General features: G+C 62.3%; 19 protein-coding genes. 1 reads left to right on the top strand and 18 read right to left on the bottom strand.

Going from position 1 to position 17,782, the window contains the following annotated elements; all coding sequences use genetic code 11:
• From phnP to phnC, 13 genes are all read right to left on the bottom strand, one after another.
• On the bottom strand, window positions 1–750 hold the full coding sequence (gene phnP / locus AABM52_RS08080) for a phosphonate metabolism protein PhnP (protein WP_347911241.1): 750 nt from the start codon (window positions 748–750) through the stop codon (window positions 1–3).
• On the bottom strand, window positions 741–1,310 hold the full coding sequence (phnN, locus tag AABM52_RS08075; protein ID WP_347911239.1) for a phosphonate metabolism protein/1,5-bisphosphokinase (PRPP-forming) PhnN: 570 nt from the start codon (window positions 1,308–1,310) through the stop codon (window positions 741–743). The genes phnP and phnN overlap by 10 nt, the downstream gene beginning before the upstream one ends.
• Complete coding sequence (locus AABM52_RS08070; RefSeq protein ID WP_347911238.1) at window positions 1,310–2,455, bottom strand: alpha-D-ribose 1-methylphosphonate 5-triphosphate diphosphatase; 1,146 nt, start codon at window positions 2,453–2,455, stop codon at window positions 1,310–1,312. The genes phnN and AABM52_RS08070 overlap by 1 nt, the downstream gene beginning before the upstream one ends.
• Window positions 2,445–3,164: a phosphonate C-P lyase system protein PhnL gene (phnL, locus tag AABM52_RS08065; protein ID WP_347911237.1), complete on the bottom strand. Its 720-nt coding sequence runs from the start codon at window positions 3,162–3,164 to the stop codon at window positions 2,445–2,447. Before phnL ends, AABM52_RS08070 begins: the two co-directional genes overlap by 11 nt.
• A gap of 29 nt (window positions 3,165–3,193) precedes the next feature.
• Window positions 3,194–4,000: a phosphonate C-P lyase system protein PhnK gene (gene phnK / locus AABM52_RS08060; RefSeq protein ID WP_347911236.1), complete on the bottom strand. Its 807-nt coding sequence runs from the start codon at window positions 3,998–4,000 to the stop codon at window positions 3,194–3,196.
• On the bottom strand, window positions 3,997–4,869 hold the full coding sequence (locus AABM52_RS08055; RefSeq protein ID WP_347911235.1) for an alpha-D-ribose 1-methylphosphonate 5-phosphate C-P-lyase PhnJ: 873 nt from the start codon (window positions 4,867–4,869) through the stop codon (window positions 3,997–3,999). Before AABM52_RS08055 ends, phnK begins: the two co-directional genes overlap by 4 nt.
• Complete coding sequence (locus tag AABM52_RS08050; RefSeq protein ID WP_347911234.1) at window positions 4,862–5,938, bottom strand: carbon-phosphorus lyase complex subunit PhnI; 1,077 nt, start codon at window positions 5,936–5,938, stop codon at window positions 4,862–4,864. The genes AABM52_RS08055 and AABM52_RS08050 overlap by 8 nt, the downstream gene beginning before the upstream one ends.
• Entirely contained in the window at window positions 5,938–6,528 is a 591-nt protein-coding gene (gene phnH / locus AABM52_RS08045; protein ID WP_347911233.1) for a phosphonate C-P lyase system protein PhnH, read from the bottom strand. Before phnH ends, AABM52_RS08050 begins: the two co-directional genes overlap by 1 nt.
• Window positions 6,528–6,977 carry a phosphonate C-P lyase system protein PhnG gene (gene phnG / locus AABM52_RS08040; protein ID WP_347911232.1) on the bottom strand — a complete coding sequence of 150 codons (450 nt, stop codon included), beginning with the start codon at window positions 6,975–6,977 and terminating at the stop codon, window positions 6,528–6,530. Before phnG ends, phnH begins: the two co-directional genes overlap by 1 nt.
• An 11-nt stretch (window positions 6,978–6,988) precedes the next feature.
• Window positions 6,989–7,693: a phosphonate metabolism transcriptional regulator PhnF gene (gene phnF / locus AABM52_RS08035; RefSeq protein WP_347911231.1), complete on the bottom strand. Its 705-nt coding sequence runs from the start codon at window positions 7,691–7,693 to the stop codon at window positions 6,989–6,991.
• 38 nt (window positions 7,694–7,731) lie between these two features.
• Window positions 7,732–8,514, bottom strand: coding sequence for a phosphonate ABC transporter, permease protein PhnE (phnE, locus tag AABM52_RS08030; RefSeq protein ID WP_347911230.1), 783 nt, complete (start codon window positions 8,512–8,514; stop codon window positions 7,732–7,734).
• A 145-nt stretch (window positions 8,515–8,659) separates the two neighbouring features.
• A complete protein-coding gene (gene phnD / locus AABM52_RS08025) occupies window positions 8,660–9,676 on the bottom strand; it encodes a phosphonate ABC transporter substrate-binding protein (RefSeq protein ID WP_347911229.1) in 1,017 nt (338 codons plus the stop codon).
• 44 nt (window positions 9,677–9,720) lie between these two features.
• On the bottom strand, window positions 9,721–10,554 hold the full coding sequence (gene phnC, locus AABM52_RS08020; protein WP_347911228.1) for a phosphonate ABC transporter ATP-binding protein: 834 nt from the start codon (window positions 10,552–10,554) through the stop codon (window positions 9,721–9,723).
• A 1,130-nt stretch (window positions 10,555–11,684) separates the two neighbouring features.
• On the opposite strand from phnC, the gene AABM52_RS08015 reads away from it, so the two are divergent.
• Window positions 11,685–12,989 (top strand): IS4 family transposase, encoded by a 1,305-nt coding sequence (locus AABM52_RS08015; RefSeq protein ID WP_347911227.1) that lies wholly within the window; start codon window positions 11,685–11,687, stop codon window positions 12,987–12,989.
• A 184-nt stretch (window positions 12,990–13,173) separates the two neighbouring features.
• On the opposite strand, the gene AABM52_RS08010 is transcribed toward AABM52_RS08015, so the two are convergent.
• Genes AABM52_RS08010 through AABM52_RS07990 form a run of 5 tightly spaced genes read right to left on the bottom strand, consistent with a single transcriptional unit; the run spans window position 13,174 to window position 17,782 of the window.
• The gene (locus AABM52_RS08010) at window positions 13,174–13,581 is read right to left on the bottom strand and encodes a hypothetical protein (protein WP_347911226.1); all 408 of its coding nucleotides are present in this window, start codon (window positions 13,579–13,581) and stop codon (window positions 13,174–13,176) included.
• A 14-nt stretch (window positions 13,582–13,595) separates the two neighbouring features.
• Window positions 13,596–14,798 carry a c-type cytochrome biogenesis protein CcmI gene (ccmI, locus tag AABM52_RS08005; protein ID WP_347911225.1) on the bottom strand — a complete coding sequence of 401 codons (1,203 nt, stop codon included), beginning with the start codon at window positions 14,796–14,798 and terminating at the stop codon, window positions 13,596–13,598.
• A complete protein-coding gene (locus AABM52_RS08000; RefSeq protein WP_347911224.1) occupies window positions 14,791–15,264 on the bottom strand; it encodes a cytochrome c-type biogenesis protein in 474 nt (157 codons plus the stop codon). Before AABM52_RS08000 ends, ccmI begins: the two co-directional genes overlap by 8 nt.
• On the bottom strand, window positions 15,261–15,797 hold the full coding sequence (locus AABM52_RS07995) for a DsbE family thiol:disulfide interchange protein (protein WP_347911223.1): 537 nt from the start codon (window positions 15,795–15,797) through the stop codon (window positions 15,261–15,263). The genes AABM52_RS08000 and AABM52_RS07995 overlap by 4 nt, the downstream gene beginning before the upstream one ends.
• Window positions 15,794–17,782, bottom strand: a complete 1,989-nt coding sequence (locus AABM52_RS07990) for a heme lyase CcmF/NrfE family subunit (RefSeq protein ID WP_347911221.1) — start codon at window positions 17,780–17,782, stop codon at window positions 15,794–15,796. Before AABM52_RS07990 ends, AABM52_RS07995 begins: the two co-directional genes overlap by 4 nt.

Here is a 17,782-nt window from a genome sequence, read left to right as displayed (position 1 = left end):
CTACAACACACACCCATCAAACCCGACCCTGACATTCGCCGGCAATTCACCCCGATGCTCCATCAACCAGGCGTCCAGGGTATGCCCGACATGGGTCAATACCGCCGTCTTCGGCTGCAACTCCTCAATGCACTGCAAGGCCAGGTTCAGGTCGTTGTGATTACGCGGGGCCTGGGGTTGAGGTGGCATGGAGCAATCCAGCACCAGCACATCCAGTGGTTCACGCCGCAGCCAGCTCAACGTGTCTGGCGGCAGGCCTACGGTGTCGGTCAGGTAGGCGATTAGCCGTCCCTCTCCTTCCAGCAGATAACCGAGGGTCGGTTTCGAGTGTTGCAGCGGCAGCGCGGTGGTGCTGAGCGCGCCGAACTGCCGGGTTTCGAAGCCGTTGAAGGGCTGGCTGAAATCGAGAATGCCGGGGTGTTTGTAGAGGTCGGCCAGGCCTTCCGGGTCCACTGGACCGTGAACCGGAATCACCAGGCCCTGGCCCCAGCGCATATGCAACAGGCCCTGGGCGTGATCGGCGTGGTAGTGGGTCTGGAAAATACCGTTGAAACTGCGGGGCGCAAAACGTTCGCACAGGTCAGGCAACCCGCTGTCGATCAACCAGCGCTGATCACCGCACTCGATCAGCGCGCTGCACGGTCGACGCTGCAAGCGCCGGTCGTGGCGGGCCGCTTCACAAGCCACACATTCGCAGCCGTAGACCGGGACTTGCCGGGCATCGCCGGTGCCCAGCAACGTCAGGCGCATGCAGCCTGGCCATCAATGCAGGCAAGCATGTGTTCCACCGTATGCTCCAGTGCCCCGGAGTTATCCAGCACATGCAGCGTCGGGTCATTGTCGGCGAGCACACACTGGTTGAAGCGGGCATTGCGCGCCAGCCGGGCATCAATCTCGGCCACGGATTCCCGCCCGCGCGCCAGCAAGCGCTCGCACAACACGGCCTGATTCACGGTCAGCAACAGCACCAGCACATTCGGATAGCGCTCGCGGGTTTTCTGCAAATGCCCCCGCGAGCCATTGACCAGCACGTCGTGCCCGGCGGCCAGCCAGTCGTCGATTTCCCGCGGGATGCCATAGGACAGGCCATTGGCGTGCCAGCTCAGGGCAAACGCGCCTTCTGCCTCCATTTCGGCAAACTGCTGCGGGCTGACACCGAGTGCCGCCTCGCCCACCGCTTCCGCCGAACGGGTGATGACCCGCCGCACGATACGGCAGCCGCGTTCTGCCAACGGCTCTCGCGCCGCATCCAATAGGCTGTCCTTGCCCGAACCTGAAGGCCCGATGAGATAAATCAACCTGCCCGCCATCAAAACACCCTCTTCGCTTGTCGCCATACTTGCTGGACCACCGGCAGACCGTCCTGACTGCGGGCCTGCACCAGGTCGGCACATAATCCCGGAGCGATTTCACCGCGATCAGTCAAACCAGCCGCCCGGGCCGGATTCAGGCTGACCATGCGTACCGCTTCGGCCAGACCAATCCGCTCACTCTGTGCCGCCAGCGCGAACGCCGATTGCAGCAGGCTCGCCGGGTAGTAGTCGCTGGACAGAATATCCAGCAAACCTTCGGCGGCCAGTTCTGCCGCGGCCACGTTACCCGAGTGCGACCCGCCGCGCACGATGTTCGGTGCGCCCATCAACACACTCATGCCGCGCTCCCGGCAACCGCGTGCGGCCTCGACGGTGGTCGGGAACTCGGCGATGGTCATGCCGTAGCGCGCCGACTCCTCGACATGGGCCAGCGTCGCGTCATCATGGCTGGCCACCGACAGGCCGAGGGCCAGGCAGTGCTCGACAATCGCTGCGCGGTAACGATCGCTGTAGGTGCGCGAGTTGGCCATTTGCAGCGTGATGAATTCATCCATCTGTGTGGTGGTCAGGTGGTACTTGCCCATGTAGTACTCACGGTACTTGGATTCCAGTACGAACTGGCGCTGACCCGGCGAGTGGTCCATCACCGACACCAACCGCACCAGCGGGTTTTCCACCAGATCGCGGAACACGCTGAGGGTGTCGGGGTGGCACAGTTCGCAGCGTAGGTGCAGGCGGTGTTCGGCGCGGGTCAGTCCGGCGTCGGAGGCTTTGGAAATGGCGTCTAGCATCGCCGGCAGTTTCTGCATGCGATTGCCCTTGGGGTTCACGTCGCCGATGGACACCGCATCGAACACCGTGGTGATGCCCGCCGCGATGATCTGCGCATCGTGACTGAGCACCGCCGGCACCGACGGCCAGTCCACCCCGGGACGCGGGGTCATGTGGCGTTCCAGGTTGTCGGTGTGCAACTCCACCAGACCCGGCAGCAGGTAATCGCCATTGAGGTCCAGGGCCTGGGGTAAACGGCTCGGGCCCTCGGCGACCTCGGCGATCAAACCGTCGCGCAGCACCACGGTGCCGTAGAACACACGGTCAGCGGTCACCAGTTGGGCATTGCTGAGGATCTGTTCAACGGACATCGGCGTATTCCTCTTGGTTCACGGCGGCGGGAGTCATGTCGAGATGGCGGTCGGCAACCGCCTCGCGGGCGATGCGGTCGTGGAAAATGCCGATCAGCGCGGCACCAGCGGCTTTTGCTTCATTCATCAGTTCAAGCACCACCTGACGATTGCTGTCGTCGAGTGATGCCGTCGGTTCATCGAGCAACATCACCGGCCACGCCACCATGAAGCCCCGGGCGATGTTGACCCGCTGCTGCTCGCCACCGGAGAAGGTGCCGGGCGCCAGTTGCCAGAGGCGTTGCGGGATGTTCAGGCGACTGAGCAAGGATTCGGCGCGCGCTTGCGCCTGTTCTTTCGACCAGCCACGGGCCAGCGCCGGCTCCATCACCACGTCCAGGCACGCCACCCGCGGGATCACCCGCAGGAACTGACTGACATAACCCAGAGTGCGCTGGCGCACTTGCAGGATGTCCCGGGGCTCGGCGCCGACCAGCTCCCGCCATTGGCCGTCGTGCTGCACGCGGATACTGCCGCCCGCCGGCAGGTAGTTGCCGTACAGAGTACGCAGCAAGGTGCTCTTGCCCGCGCCGGACTGACCATGCAGCACCAGGCATTCGCCGGCCGCCACACTGAAATCCACGGCGCGCAGCACGTTGAGGACCACGCCGTTCTGCTGATGCAAAGTGAAGGTTTTCGAGAGGTCACGGACCTCGATCAAGGTATTCATCGCAGGGCTTTCCACTATTGAACGGGGCTTCACGGCTGCAACACCGACGACACCAGCAGTTGCGAATAAGGGTGCTGCGGATCGTCGAGGATCTGATCGGTCAGCCCGGTTTCCACCACCCGCGAGCGGCGCATCACCATCAAGCGGTCGGCCAGCAGACGCGCAACAGCGAGGTCGTGGGTGACGATCACCACGGCCAGGTCCAGCTCACGCACCAGCCCGCGCAGCAGGTCGAGCAAGCGCGCCTGCACCGAGACATCGAGGCCACCGGTCGGCTCGTCCATGAACACCAGCCGTGGACTGGACACCAGGTTGCGGGCGATTTGCAGGCGCTGTTGCATGCCGCCGGAGAAGGTCCGGGGCAAGTCGTCGATGCGCTGCGGATCGATTTCCACTTGGCTCAGCCAATCGAGTCCGGCCCCACGCAGTTGCTGGTAATTGCGCACGCCTTGAGCCATCAGCCGTTCGCCGATGTTGGCGCCGGCGGACACGCCCATGCGCAGACCGTCGCGGGGGTTCTGTTCGACGAATCCCCATTCGGTGCGCAGCAAGGTGCGGCGCTCGGCTTCGCTGGCGCTGTACAGGTCCAGCCATTGGTCCTGTTTGTCGCGGTAGCCGATGTGTCCGCGCTGCGGTGGCAGGCGCCCGCTGAGCAGCGAGAGCAAGGTGGATTTACCCGAGCCGGACTCGCCGACAATCCCCAGCACTTCACCGGGATACAAGTCGAAACTGACGTCCTGGCAGCCCTTCTCCGGGCCGTACAACAGCGACAGATCGCGCACCCGCAGCAAGGGTTCGGTGGACACGAACAATTGGTTTTTCAGCGCCTGGTTCATTGGCCCTGCTCCTGCTGACTGACGCGCTGGGCGCAGTAATAGGTGTCGGAACAGACGAAGCTCTGGGTGCCGGCGTCGTCGAGAATCAACTCATCAAGGAACGAATCTCGGCTGCCACAGATCGCGCAGCACTCTTCCCACTTCTGCGCTTCGAAGGGGTGATCTTCGAAGTCGAGGCTGGTGACTTTGGTGTACGGCGGCACCGCGTACAGACGCTTCTCACGGCCGGCGCCGAACAGCATCAGCGCCGGGCTCATGTCGAGTTTCGGGTTGTCGAATTTGGGGATCGGCGACGGGTCCATCACATAGCGCTCGTCGACCATCACCGGATAGGCGTACGCCGTGGCGATGTGGCCGAAGGTGGCGATGTCTTCGTAGAGCTTGACGTGCATGACCCCGTAATCGTTGAGGGCGTGCATGGTCCGGGTCTCGGTTTCCGACGGTTCGATAAAGCGCAGCGGCTCGGGAATCGGCACCTGATAGACCATGATCTGATCGGCGTGTAGCGGGGTTTCCGGAATGCGGTGACGGGTCTGGATCACCGTTGCCTCCGGCGTGCTTTCGGTCGTCGCGACGCCAGCAGTGCGGGCGAAGAAGCGGCGAATCGACACAGCGTTGGTGGTGTCGTCCGCGCCCTGGTCGATCACCTTGAGCACGTCATCGTCGCCGAGAATCGCGGCGGTCAACTGCATGCCGCCCGTACCCCAGCCGTAGGGCAATGGCATCTCGCGGCCACCGAACGGCACCTGGTACCCGGGGATCGCTACGGCCTTGAGCAAGGCGCGGCGGATCATGCGTTTGGTCTGCTCATCGAGGTAGGCAAAGTTGTACGCCGCATCGCGCACCGGGGCCTGGCTCAAGTCATTCATGGTTTTGCCCCTCGGCAGGCTTGCGCAGTTTGCGGATCAGTTCCAGTTCGGCCTGGAAGTCGACGTAGTGAGGCAGCTTGAGGTGCGAGACGAAGCCTGCGGCCTCGACGTTGTCGCAGTGCATCAGCACGAACTCTTCCTGCTGGGCTGGCGAGACGATTTCTTCGTTGTATTCGTCGGCGCGCAGCGCACGGTCGACCAGCGCCATGCCCATGGCCTTGCGTTCGGCGTGTCCGAAGGCCAGGCCGTAGCCGCGGGTGAACTGCGCCAGCTCCGTGGCCGAGCCGACGAACTGGTTGACCATCTCGCACTCGGTGACTTCAATGCAGCCCAGGTTGATCGGGAAACCCAGCTCTTCAGGGTCGATCCAGACCTCGACTTCACCGATTCGAATTTCCCCGGCAAACGGATGGTTGCGCCCGTAACCGCGCTGGGTCGAATAGCCCAGCGCCAGCAGGAAACCTTCGTCACCACGGGCCAGCGCTTGCAAGCGTTGGGCGCGACTGGCGGGCAGTTCCAGCGGATCGCGGGTGATGTCGGCCACGCTTTCGCCGTTGTCCGATTCGGTCTTGATCAAGCCTTCCTGCGCCAGCAAGCCGAGGACTCGCGGGCACGACTCGAGGCTCGCATTCGGGGTGACTTGCGGCCCCGGATATTCGCCTTCGGCTAGCAGTGCAAAGTCCAGCAGACGATGGGTGTAATCGAAGGTCGGGCCCAGCAGTTGCCCGCCCGGCACGTCCTTGAAGGTCGCGGACAAACGACGGCTGAGCTGCATGTTCGCGGTATCGATCGGCAGGCTCGGGCTGAAGCGCGGCAACGTGGTGCGGTAGGCGCGCAGCAGGAAAATCGCTTCCACAAGATCCCCCGCCGCCTGCTTGATGGCCAGCGCAGCGAGTTCTTCGTCGTACAGCGAGCCTTCACTCATCACCCGCGCCACCGCCAGCGGCAGTTGCTGACGGATCTGCTCGACGCCGAGCTCAGCGACCGAGGTATCGCCCCGGCGCTTTTTCGCCAGCAGTCGATGGGCATTGTCGATGGCCTGTTCGCCACCCTTGACGGCTACGTACATCAGGCGCGCTCCTCTGCGATGCGGGTGCTGCGGGGCAGGCCGATCAGCTCGTGGCCTGCGGTGAAAAACAGGTCCAGGCCACGGGGGAATTCGCTGCGCAGTTCGCGTTCGCGCCAGAAGCCATCGGCCAGCGGCAGCGCGACACCGTGTTCGTTTTCGATGCCCGGCCCGCGCCAGAGCAGCCCTACCCCGCCGTCGAGACTTGGCAGCTGAACCAGCAGGGTGCAGGATTGATCGGGGTAACGATCGTTGCCGGTATCGAAGCCGCTCAGGTCGAGCAGATCCTCGGCAGCAAGCAAGGCAAAACGTGCGTCTTCACGCTTGGCGGTCAACGGGCAACCACAATGGAACGCCAGGTTGGCGCGGATCAGCGGCGTGTCGAACGACGGCGCCAGCCACAGCGGCGTGTCGACATCGAGCAGCGCCAGGCACAGTGCATAGGTCGCGGGCGCCAGGCCTTCGAGGCTCGGCGAGGTGTGCAGTGTCTGGATCAGACCGGGGACGGCCAATGCCTTGAGTGCCGCGCGAAATCCGCGCTGGGCATCCAGCACCGGGTCGGCGAACGCCGGTTGCAACAGCTGTGCGCTCATCAGTTTTCTCCTCGCACGAGGGTGAAGAATTCGACTTTGGTGGCGGCGGTTTCCGCTTCTTTTTGTGCCCGGCGTCCGGCCTGAACGGTCGCCAGCGGCGCGATCATTTCCGCCAGCCAATGACGCTGTTGCGCGCCCTGCAAATGCGCGTCAGCCAGGGCGGCCAGTTCGGCGTGGACCTTGTCCCGACCCGCCAGATAGCTGTAGCCGGTTCGGCCATCGGCCAGGCGCACCACGCAGCGGGTCACGCTCATTTCGCCAACGTTGAACGGCGCGCCGTTACCGCCCATGCGGCCACGGACCAGGGCCATGCCGATTTCCGGGGCGCGGATCAGTTGGAACTCGACATCGCGCAAAGCGGCTTCGAACGGTTGCAATTCACTGCGGCTGGCGCGGGCCAGCACACCGATCCAGTGCTGCCGTTCGGTATGAGGAACAGGGTTTTGCATTGCGTTCTCCATCAGGTGACGACCTGGTACTGGAAGCGATCCGAACGGCTGGTGGACTGGGCCAGCTCCACGGCACGGCCGTCGCGATCGCGGGAAAGGGTGAACACGCTCAGGGCCGGCAGATGCCGGGGCATCAGTAGCAACGCGGCCTCCTCGCGGTTGGGCAAGCGAGCGCCGATCAGGCTCTGGGTGCGAGTCAGCGGCAGGTCCCGCTCGCGCAGGTACTGGCGCAGGGAACCGCCGTTGTAATCGGCCAGCAGCGGCGCGTGGCTGGCGCAGTAGCGATGGCGGATCAGGCTGACCGGTTGATTGTCGAGTTTGCGCAAGGTCTGCAGCTCGATCATCGGCGCCATCTCGGCAATGCCCAGTTGCTGCGCCTCTTCACGACTGGCGAAGCAGTAGCGGCGCTTGAGCAACACCGCTTCGACGCCATGTCCCTGGGCCGACAGCGACTGGCTGTAGGCACTGTCGGCGGTCATCGAATAAATCAGCGGCCGTTCCAGCACCTGGGTGCCCTTGCCCTGGCGACGCAACAGGCTGCCTTCGAACACCAGTTCATCGATGGCGCGGCGCAAGGTATGGCGATTGACCCCGAAGCGTTCAGCCAACATCACCTCGCCCGGCAGGAAATCGCCGGCGCGGTAATCCGCCAACTCTCGACGCAGAATGTCGGCCAACTCGCGGTACACCGGCTCGTCTTGTCTAGACAACTGCATGCTTTAAAAAAAGCGCCCGCAGGCACCCCTCCGAAAAATCAGATGAACTGCTTGCGCAGGCGTTGCGAGAGGATGTCGATCAGGCTGACGACGACGATGATCACCAGCAAAACGGCGCAAGTCTGAACAAACTGGAAGGCGCGGATGTTCTCCCACAGGATCACCCCGATCCCGCCGGCCCCGACCATCCCCACCACCGTTGCCGAACGTACGTTGGCCTCGAAGCGATACAGCGCGTAGGACACCCACAGCGGCATGACTTGCGGGATCACCCCGAAGATCACTTCTTGCAAGGCACTGGCGCCAGTGGCGCGAACACCTTCGACCGGGCCTGGATCAATCGCTTCCACGGCTTCGGCGAACAGCTTGGCGAGCACACCGGTGGTGCTGATCCACAGTGCCAATACCCCGGCAAACGGTCCCAGGCCGACGGCCACCACGAACAACATCGCGAAGACCATTTCGTTGATCGAACGGAACGCGTCCATCACCCGGCGCAGGGGCTGGTGAATCCACCAGGGCGTGATGTTTTCCGAGCAGAGAATGCCCAGCGGCACAGAACAGACAATCGCCAGCACCGTGCCCCACAGGGCGATTTGTACGGTGACAATCATTTCCTTGAGGTACATGCGCCATTCATGGAAGTCCGGCGGGAAGAAATCCGCGGCGAAGGTCGCCATGTTTCCCGAGTCGCGGTACAGCGCCATCGGATTCATTTCGGCGCCGTGCCAGGCCCAGGCCAGCAGGACCAGGAACAGGCCCCAACCGACGTACTGCGGCCAGGTGCGCTTGCCGACAGCTTCAGCGTGCAGAGTGGTCATGAGGGTTACTCTAAAAAGGTTATGCCTGGTGCAAAAACCTGTGGGAGCGAGCTTGCTCGCGATAGCGATGAATCAGTCGACATCAATGTTGAATGTGCTGCCCTCATCGCGAGCAAGCTCGCTCCCACAGTTAGTGCGCCATGAATCAACCGGCGTTGGCCGCGCTCTTCTCGGTGTTGGTCTTTTCCAGCAAGGTCAGACGCTCTTGCAGCTTGGCCAGCTCGGCATCGATGTCGGCCAGTTTTTTGGCCTTGTCCGCGGCTTCCAGCTTGTCGTCGGCACTGACGGTGGTGCGCTGCTTGAACAGTTCCAGCTGGCGAATCGGCAGCAACTGGTCATCGCTGGATTTCAGGAACTTGCCCAGTTGCATGCCCTTGAGCACAGCTTTCTCTTCGTCGGTGTCGCCGTAGCTGAAGATGAAATCGCGGATCCTGGTTTTTTCGCTGTCACTCAGCGCTTTGCTCCACACCAGCGGGTCGGCCGGAATCAGTGGCGACTTCCAGATCACCTTGAGCTGTGCCGCCTTGTCCGGCTGGGTGACTTCCAGGCGATCCCAGCTTTCGGTGTTGAAGGTCGCCACATCCACTTGCCCCTTGGCCACGCTCAGCGCGTTGACTTCATGGCTGGAGTTCAGGGTGCGCTTGAACGCGGTGGCGGCATCGACGTGGTTCTTGGCGAACACGTAGTAGCCCGGCACCAGGTAGCCCGAGGTGGAGTTCGGGTCACCGTTGCCGAAAGTCAGGTTCTTGGCGTTTTTCAGCATGTCGTCGACGGAGTTGATCGGGCTGTCCTTGCGTACGATCAACACGCTCCAGTAACCGGCGGCGCCACTGGCGGCTGCGGTCTGGGCGAAGATCTCACCGTTGGAGCGGTCCACCGCTTCGATGGCGGCCTTGTTGCCCAGCCAGGCCACATCGACCTTGTTGAAGCGCATGCCCTGGATCAGGCCGGCATAGTCGGAGGCAAACGTGGCGTTGATCTTCAGGCCGGTCTGCTTCTGCATGTCATCCAGGAATGGCTGCCAGATGCTCTTGAGGTTCTGCGAAGACTCGGTGGACATGATGCCGAAGTTGATGACTTTTTCTTCCGCCTGGGCGGTGCCCAATAAACAACTGGCGAGCAATGCGGCGCCAGCAAAAACGCGACCGATACGGTTCAACATGGAAAGGCTTCCTGAGGGTGAACGGTGGGGGAATCCAGGGTTGATCACGCGCGCGCCAGCACCAGACGCGGCGCCGCTTCGCTGTGACGGGATGACTCGGAACACATGAGGCTGGTGTCGATGTCGGCACCGTACAAATCGTTGAGGAACTGGCCGCTCAATTGAGCGCCGGGCCCATCGAAATGAATCCGGCCGGCCTTGAGCGCCACGGCACGCGGGCAATAACGGGTGGCGTAGTCGACTTGATGCAGGGTCACCACCACGGTCTTGCCGTCGCGGCGATTGATGTCGGCGAGGATCTCCATGACCTTGCGCGCCGATTCCGGGTCGAGGGAGGCAATCGGCTCATCCGCCAGAATCACCTCGGCCCGCTGGGTCAGCGCACGGGCAATCGCCACGCGCTGCTGCTGACCGCCGGACAGGGTCGAGGCACGTTGCGCCGCCAGGTCAGCCAGGCCGACACGGTCCAGGGACTCCATGGCGAATTGCTTTTCCTCGGCATTGAACAGGCTCAAATTGCCACGCCAGCGCGGCATGCGCCCCAGGCAACCGAGCAGCACGTTGTCGAGCACGCTCAAACGGTTGACCAGGTTGAACTGCTGGAAGATGTAGCCGATGTCGGCGCGCAGGCGGCGTACCTTGCCGTTGAGTCGTCCGCTGGACTGCACTTCGCGGCCCAACACCTTGACGCTACCACCGTTGTTTTTATCGCAACAGGCCAGGCCCGCGAGATGGCGCAGCAATGTGGATTTGCCGGAGCCGGACGCGCCGATCAGCGCGACCATCTCACCGGCCGCGATGGTCAGTTCGAGGTCGACCAGTGCGCTTTTGCGCGCAAAGGTCTTGTTCAGATGATCGACATGGATAGCTGCGTTCATGGGCTTCTCTGTCTGGTTGAACAGCCATCCGTGGCTGCATTTGAGTTCAACAGACTTTAGGCATGGGGCATGTCAGCCCTATGACTTGCACATGTCGCTGGATGGACCATTTGATGAAGCTTTTGTGAAAGGTTGAGCTGGAGGTTTGCGCATTTGGTCGCGGTTATAGCCATTGTTGTGGACGCTAAGGAACCCTGTGGGAGCGAGCTTGCTCGCGATGGCTGCTTGGCAGGCGAAATGGATTTTTGAGGGTGTACATATCCGTTGCTGCGGTAACGGCCGCGATTGGTTCCGCCCTTACGGCGGGTCACTTTCGAAGAGCGCGAAAGTAACCAAAGCGCTCTGCCCCTTACATTCGGTGCCTCGCTGTGGCTCGGCATGCCCTCGCTCCGGTCCTGCTCCGTGGGCCCGTCGCCATCGGCCATCCATGGCCGGGGGCGACTAACCCGGCATCCATGCCGGGTTGCCCACTGCGCAGAACCTCCACTCGGCCTCACGATGGGGCGTACACCGCAACAGCGTCCGAGGCGGCCTACCGGCCGGCCTGTTTGTTGGGTTCGTTCGTCTGTGGGATATCTGGCCGTCTGGCAAGCCGCCTTCGCGAGCAAGCTCGCTCCCACAGGTACTCAGTACATCCGCAAGATTTCGACCGTCTGGCAGGCCGTCTTCGCGAGCAGGCTCGCTCCTACAGAAGAGCAAAAGCAGAGCGGCGTACACCAAGCTTCTCACCACTCATCAGGCCGAGCGTTAGCTCGCCTGCAGCTTTTGATCTTGATCCACCCGCCCCCTCGGGAGGCTGAGCGGAGGTGTTCATCCGGGGATGGGCGCGCAGCGCCGTTCGGCGCAGCCGAACTCATTGCATGTAGGTCGAAGCGAAGCCGACCGGAGGGCAATGCCCCCGGATGGATACCGCAGCGAAGGAACGCCGAGCCTAGGCGAGGGGCCGTACGTTCGGGGCGAGCGTTTTTTTGGTTACTTTTTTTAGGCGCTTGTAAAAAAAGTGACTCGCCGTAAGGGCCAGCCCTTTCAAGGTCTTCGTTTAAACTCCCCCCAAAACTCCAGTCAGGGTGACGAAAACGATGTGGGCAGAAGTTCTAGCGCGGTTTGAAAAAAAGACACCGGCCAGTGTCATGACTAAATTGATACTGGAGCAGGCTGTTCCTGCCGAATGGGTTGATCAGGTGTTTGAAGAACACCGTCAACGCCAATACCCGCGTGAGCTTTTGTTTTCGACCATCGTTGAGCTGATGTCCCTTGTTTCATTAGGTTTGCGCCCTTCTTTGCATGCCGCTGCCCGGCAAATGGAGGGGCTACCGGTTACCTTGGCGGCGCTCTATGACAAGGTCAGCCGCACAGAGCCCGCGTTGCTGCGGGCGTTGGTTACAGGAAGCGCCGAGCGCTTGGCTCCGACGATAAAAGAGTTGGGCTGTTCAGCCATTTTGCCCGGCTGGCAGCTGCGCATCGTTGACGGCAATCACCTGCCATCTACCGAAAAACGCTTGGGGGCCTTGCGGCGTGAACGAGGTGCGGCGCGACCAGGGTTTTCAGTAGTGGTCTACGACCCGGACCGGGATCAGATTGTCGACTTGCAGCCATGCGAGGATGCCTACGCGAGTGAGCGCGTCAGCGTGCTGCCGTTGTTGGCCTGCGCCACTAAGGGCCAGCTGTGGATGGCTGATCGGTTGTACTGCACGCTGCCCGTCATGCAAGCCTGCGAGGAAGCGGGCGCTTCTTTCATTATTCGCCAGCAAAGCAAGCATCCACGGTTGATTGAGGAAGGCGGCTGGCAAGAATCTGTGGCCATCGAATCCGGAACGGTGCGCGAGCAAATCATCGAACTCAAAGGTGGTCACCGCTGGCGCCGAGTTGAACTGAACCTACAGGCACCTACTGACTCAGGCGACACTGTGATGTGGTTCTGGAGCAACTTGCCAGACACCGTCAGCGCCGGGCAGATCGCCGAGTTATACCGTCGTCGCTGGAGTATCGAAGGGATGTTCCAGCGCCTGGAATCGGTGCTGGACAGTGAAATCGAAAGCCTTGGCGCTCCGCGGGCGGCGTTGCTGGGTTTTGCTTCAGCGATCTTGGCCTACAACGTCCTGGCAGTGCTCAAACGCAGCGTGGAGCAGGCTCATCGCGAGACATTGCCCGAAGGCTGGGAAGCTTCGATCTTCCATCTGGCCGTGCAAGTACGCAGCGGTTATGAGGGCATGCAGATCGCGTTGCCCTCGGACTATCTATCACTCCAAACGACCTCGGAAACGCTGGCGGAGCGTCTGTTGGCGCTGGCCAGGAACATCAAGCCCAAACAGGTCGCCAAAAGCATACGTGGTCCCAAAATCGCCAAACCCAAGGAGTGGCTGGACGGCAAAGCTGCGCATGCTCATGTGTCGACCGACCGGGTGCTCAAAGCCCATAAAGGGAAAACACCTTGAAAGGGCTGGCCGTAAGGGCGAAACCGCCAGCCGCCGTTACCGCAGGAATGGATATGTACACGGTCAACAAAAGACAGGTCGGCTCGAAGGCCGCCTTCGCTGGCAAGCCAGCTCACAAGAATTGGGGTTGAACCAAACTATTCAGCAGGCACAAAAAAGGCGACCCGAAGGCCGCCTCTTTGCGTCACTGCCCGAATTGCCGCCCCAAGCCACCCGGCACACCGTGGATATCCGTCTCCTCCCACGGCCCGTTCGGACCGATCGACCGGCTCCAGCCGTTATCCCAGCGGTAATAGGTACGCTGGCGATAAAAGGTATTGGGCTGATCATCCAGCACATACACCCCAAGCTTCGGATCCCAATGGCTATTGCCCCCAGGTGGTGGCGCGAAGCTCGCAGAAGTGCGCGGCAACGGCTTGGAAGGCTTGGCCGGGATGGTCGGCTTGCTCGGTACGGGCGACGTCGATGGCGTGGGGCTCGGCTGCGACGGCGGGAACGGTGTTGGTGCCTGATGTTCCGTTGGTGGCTGGACCGCACAAGCGCTTAACCCCAAAACAGCGCTGAGCAGGGCAATACGAGCAATGGCGGTCATGGTGGCGTTTCCTGTTATTTGTCCGGGCTGTCGATGGTCAGTGTTTGCGGCGCGGTGGTGCTGCTGGCCAGGGGCTGGCTGCGACCGATCCATTCGCCGGCGGTCGGTTTGCCGGCACGGGAAATGCGCGCAACCAGTTGGACTTCAGGGAAGTTCGACAGTTTCAATTGCGGCATCATTGCGTCGGCATCGCCCAGTTCGACGGTCACCGGCAGGTCGGCCACGGTCATGCGCTTGACCGCCAGCGGGGCCGGAGGACCGGAGATTGCACGGGCGAAGATGAACACGCTGTCGCCAGGCTGGACCTTGGATTTAAGGTCCGCCGCCAGATCGACGCTGACCTTGAGCAACGCTGAGGCCTTGGCCGCCGGTGCTTGCGCAACCTTACCACCACTGGCCACCAGTTTCTCCGTGGCCCGGGTAATTCCGCCTTGCAGCGCCTCGCGGGACTGGTCTTCCGGCGGCAACTGGGCCAACAGGCGATTCCAGTAATCGATGGCGTCCTGATAACGCCCGCTTTCGAACGCGGCAATGCCGAGCAGGCCAAGGCTGGTGACTTCTTTCGGGTCGGCCTTGAGCGCTTCGTCGGTCAGTGTCTGAACCTTGTCCGACCACTTCTTGCCATCGGCAAAGTACTGGGCCTGGGCCCATTGACCGAGCAGTTCGGGCTGACGACCGGCCAGGTTCACGGTGCGTTCGAACATCTTCGCCGCATCCGCCGGGCGATCCTGAGCCATGTAGGTGCGACCGAGGAAGTACATGCCTTCAGCGGAATCCGGCTGAGCGGCGACCGCGCGCTCCAGGCGCTGGGTCATCTCTTCCATCGACTGGGGTGCCTGCGCGAACTCGCGGGTCAGTTCGACCTTGTCGCTGGCACCGTAATGCATGTACAGCCCCAGGCCCAGCACCGGCACCAGTATGGCCGCCAGCAACGGCAAGGGTTTGCCCAGGCGCGACACCCGCGGCGCTTCAGCGCCCTCGGTGTCCGCCAACAACTCACGGGCAGCTTCGGCGCGACCGGCGTCCATTTGCGCCACATCGAGCACGCCCTCTTCCTGCTGAGTCTGCAACTCAGCCACACGCTCCTGATACAGCGCGACGTTCAGGGCGGTACGATCCTCTTCGCGCTGGGCGCGACGGCTGCGCAGCACCGGGATCAACAGAAAACTCAGGGCAACCAGAAGCAGCAGACCTGCAGCGAGCCAGAAATCAATCATTCTTGGTTTTATCCAACAGGTTGTCGAGGCGCGAGCGCTCCTCGGGAGAAAGCTCAGCCTGGGTACCGGCGCGTTGCACGCGACGACGGCGGACGATCACCGCGATGATCACGACACCGCCCAGCAGCAGGCCGGCAGGGCCGAACCAGAGCACGGCGGTCTTGGCGTTCAGTGCAGGCTTGTAGCGGACGAAATCACCGTAGCGATCGACCATGAAATCGATGATCTGCTGGTTGTCCTTGCCCTCGCCGAGCATGCGAAAAATCTCTTTGCGCAGGTCGGCGGCAATCGGTGCGTTGGAATCGGCGATATCCTGATTCTGGCACTTGGGGCAACGCAGCTCCTTGGTCAACTCGCGGAAACGTTCGCGGTCACCTTCCTTGGCGAACTCGTAGGTGTCGATGGCCGCGTGGGCCACGCCCGCCAGGCTCAAGCCCAGGGCAACGGCAGCAATCCAGCGCTTCATGGCTTGGCCTCGTCGACCAGCGCCTGGTACTTGGCCGCCAGTTTTTCGCGCCAGACCTGTTCGTCGATCACACCGACGAACTTGTCACGGATGATGCCCTTGGCGTCGATGAAGAAGGTTTCCGGTGCGCCGTACACACCCAGGTTCAGACCTAGCGAGCCTTCATCGTCACGAATGTCCAGCACATACGGATTGTGGAAGTCCGTCAGCCACTTCAAGGCGTCGGCATTGACGTCCTTGTAGTTGATGCCGTAGATCACCACGCCCTGCTGGGCCAGTTTGTTCAACACCGGGTGCTCGACCCGGCAGGAAATGCACCAGGTGCCCCAGACATTGACCAGCGCCGGCTTGCCCAGAATGTCAGCGCGGGTCAGGGTCTTGTCGCCCTGCACCGACGGCAGGGAAAACTCCGGGAACGGCTTGTTGATCATGGCCGAGGGCAGCTCGGCCGGATCCAGGTACAACCCACGGTAAAGGAATACAGCGACTACCAGAAAAATCGCCAGTGGCAACAACATCAACCAACGCTTCATGCAGTGGCTCCCGACATGCCCAGTGCTTCGCGCACGCGGCTTTTGACCTTGACCCGATAACGCCGATCCAGCGCCGCCAGCAAACCGCCGAAGCCGGTCAGCAAACCGCCGAACCAGATCCAGCGCACGAACGGTTTGACGTGCACGCGCACAGCCCAGGCGCCGTTACCCAGTGGTTCACCGAGAGCAACATAGAGGTCGCGGGTGAAACCGGCGTCGATGCCCGCTTCAGTCATCACCGAGTTCTGCACGGTGTACAGGCGTTTTTCCGGGTGCAGCACACTGACTTCCTTGCCGCCCTTGATCACCCGCACGGTGCCCTTGTCGGAGGTGAAGTTCGGGCCTTCGAAATGCTTGGCGCCTTCGAAGACGAACTGATAGCCGCCCAGGTCCATGGATTCGCCCGGCGCCAGGCGCAGGTCACGCTCGGCACTGTTCTGGCTCGACAGCACGACACCCAGCGCGCACACGGCAATGCCCAGGTGCGCTACCTGCATGCCCCAGTAGCTGCGGGTCAGGGTTGGCAGGCCTTTGATCAGGCCTTTGTGGCGGGTCTTGTCGAAGATGTCACGCACACCGGCCAGCAACACCCAGGCCGCGAGCATGAAGGTCGCGAGCACGGCCCAGTTGAAGTCGCCGTAGGCGACGCCGGCCACTACCGCCAGCGCGGCGCTGCCGAGCAGGACCGGGGTGAGCATGCTCACCAGCCATTTCACCGGGGTGTCTTTCCAGCGCACGATCACGCCGACCGCCATCACCACCATCAGCAACGCCATCAACGGAATGAACAGCGCGTTGAAGTACGGCGGGCCGACAGACAGCTTGGCCCCGGTCATGGCATCCAGAATCAGCGGGTACAGGGTGCCGAGCAGGATCATCGAAGCCGCCACCACCAGCACCAGGTTGTTGCCCAGCAGCAGGGTTTCCCGGGACCAGAGGTTGAAGCCCACCTGGCTCTTGACCACCGGCGCGCGCAGGGCGAACAGGGTCAGCGAACCACCGACCACGAACAACAGGAAAATCAGGATGAACACCCCGCGCTCCGGGTCGGACGCAAAGGCGTGCACCGAGGTCAGCACGCCGGAACGCACGAGGAAGGTGCCCAGCAGGCTCAAGGAGAATGCAGCGATGGCCAGCAACACGGTCCAGCTCTTGAACACGCCACGTTTTTCCGTGACTGCCAACGAGTGAATCAGTGCGGTGCCCACCAGCCATGGCATGAACGAGGCGTTTTCCACCGGGTCCCAGAACCACCAGCCGCCCCAGCCGAGTTCGTAGTACGCCCACCACGAACCCAGGGTGATGCCAATACCGAGGAACGCCCAGGCCACGATGGTCCACGGACGCGACCAGCGCGCCCAGGCGGCATCCAGGCGACCACCCATCAGCGCGGCGATGGCGAAGGCGAAGGCCACCGAGAAACCGACGTAGCCCATGTACAGCATCGGTGGGTGAACGATCAGGCCGATGTCTTGCAGCAAGGGGTTGAGGTCGGCACCGTCACTGGGCATTTGCGGCAGGATGCGCTTGAACGGGTTCGAGGTCATGATCAGGAACAGCAGGAAACCGGTGCTGATCATGCCCATAACCGCCAGCACGCGGGCCAGCATGACCTGAGGCAACTGCCGGGAAAACACCGACACCGCGAAGGTCCAGCCGCCGAGAATCAAGGCCCACAACAGCAGGGAACCTTCGTGGGCACCCCACACGGCACTGAACTTGTAGTACCACGGCAAGGCGCTGTTGGAGTTGTTGGCCACATAAGCGACGGAGAAATCGTCGACCATGAAGGCGTAGGTCAGGCAACCGAAGGCGAACAGCAAGAACGCAAACTGCCCCCACGCGGCCGGCTGGGCCAGGCTCATCCAGAAGCGGTCACCGCGCCAGGCACCGACCAATGGCACCACGGCCTGAACCAGCGCGAAACACAGCGCCAGGATCATGGCCAGGTGGCCCAACTCGGGAATGAAGATTCCAGCTGTCAT

It is taken from the genome of Pseudomonas grandcourensis, from assembly GCF_039909015.1.
Taxonomy (GTDB): Bacteria; Pseudomonadota; Gammaproteobacteria; order Pseudomonadales; family Pseudomonadaceae; genus Aquipseudomonas; species Aquipseudomonas grandcourensis.
This window is presented reverse-complemented; position numbering and strand designations above follow the sequence as displayed.

What these genes read in the sequence shown, in the direction of transcription:
- AABM52_RS07990 (WP_347911221.1), bottom strand. Translation starts at nt 17,782, where the DNA reads ATGACAGCTGGAATCTTCATTCCCGAGTTGGGCCACCTGGCCATGATC.
- AABM52_RS08070 (WP_347911238.1), bottom strand. Translation starts at nt 2,455, where the DNA reads ATGTCCGTTGAACAGATCCTCAGCAATGCCCAACTGGTGACCGCTGAC.
- phnP (WP_347911241.1), bottom strand. Translation starts at nt 750, where the DNA reads ATGCGCCTGACGTTGCTGGGCACCGGCGATGCCCGGCAAGTCCCGGTC.
- phnD (WP_347911229.1), bottom strand. Translation starts at nt 9,676, where the DNA reads ATGTTGAACCGTATCGGTCGCGTTTTTGCTGGCGCCGCATTGCTCGCC.
- phnK (WP_347911236.1), bottom strand. Translation starts at nt 4,000, where the DNA reads ATGAACCAGGCGCTGAAAAACCAATTGTTCGTGTCCACCGAACCCTTG.
- phnE (WP_347911230.1), bottom strand. Translation starts at nt 8,514, where the DNA reads ATGACCACTCTGCACGCTGAAGCTGTCGGCAAGCGCACCTGGCCGCAG.
- phnH (WP_347911233.1), bottom strand. Translation starts at nt 6,528, where the DNA reads ATGAGCGCACAGCTGTTGCAACCGGCGTTCGCCGACCCGGTGCTGGAT.
- AABM52_RS08055 (WP_347911235.1), bottom strand. Translation starts at nt 4,869, where the DNA reads ATGAATGACTTGAGCCAGGCCCCGGTGCGCGATGCGGCGTACAACTTT.
- AABM52_RS08015 (WP_347911227.1), top strand. Translation starts at nt 11,685, where the DNA reads ATGACTAAATTGATACTGGAGCAGGCTGTTCCTGCCGAATGGGTTGAT.
- phnF (WP_347911231.1), bottom strand. Translation starts at nt 7,693, where the DNA reads ATGCAGTTGTCTAGACAAGACGAGCCGGTGTACCGCGAGTTGGCCGAC.
- phnN (WP_347911239.1), bottom strand. Translation starts at nt 1,310, where the DNA reads ATGGCGGGCAGGTTGATTTATCTCATCGGGCCTTCAGGTTCGGGCAAG.
- phnG (WP_347911232.1), bottom strand. Translation starts at nt 6,977, where the DNA reads ATGCAAAACCCTGTTCCTCATACCGAACGGCAGCACTGGATCGGTGTG.
- ccmI (WP_347911225.1), bottom strand. Translation starts at nt 14,798, where the DNA reads ATGATTGATTTCTGGCTCGCTGCAGGTCTGCTGCTTCTGGTTGCCCTG.
- phnC (WP_347911228.1), bottom strand. Translation starts at nt 10,554, where the DNA reads ATGAACGCAGCTATCCATGTCGATCATCTGAACAAGACCTTTGCGCGC.
- phnL (WP_347911237.1), bottom strand. Translation starts at nt 3,164, where the DNA reads ATGAATACCTTGATCGAGGTCCGTGACCTCTCGAAAACCTTCACTTTG.
- AABM52_RS07995 (WP_347911223.1), bottom strand. Translation starts at nt 15,797, where the DNA reads ATGAAGCGTTGGTTGATGTTGTTGCCACTGGCGATTTTTCTGGTAGTC.
- AABM52_RS08010 (WP_347911226.1), bottom strand. Translation starts at nt 13,581, where the DNA reads ATGACCGCCATTGCTCGTATTGCCCTGCTCAGCGCTGTTTTGGGGTTA.
- AABM52_RS08050 (WP_347911234.1), bottom strand. Translation starts at nt 5,938, where the DNA reads ATGTACGTAGCCGTCAAGGGTGGCGAACAGGCCATCGACAATGCCCAT.
- AABM52_RS08000 (WP_347911224.1), bottom strand. Translation starts at nt 15,264, where the DNA reads ATGAAGCGCTGGATTGCTGCCGTTGCCCTGGGCTTGAGCCTGGCGGGC.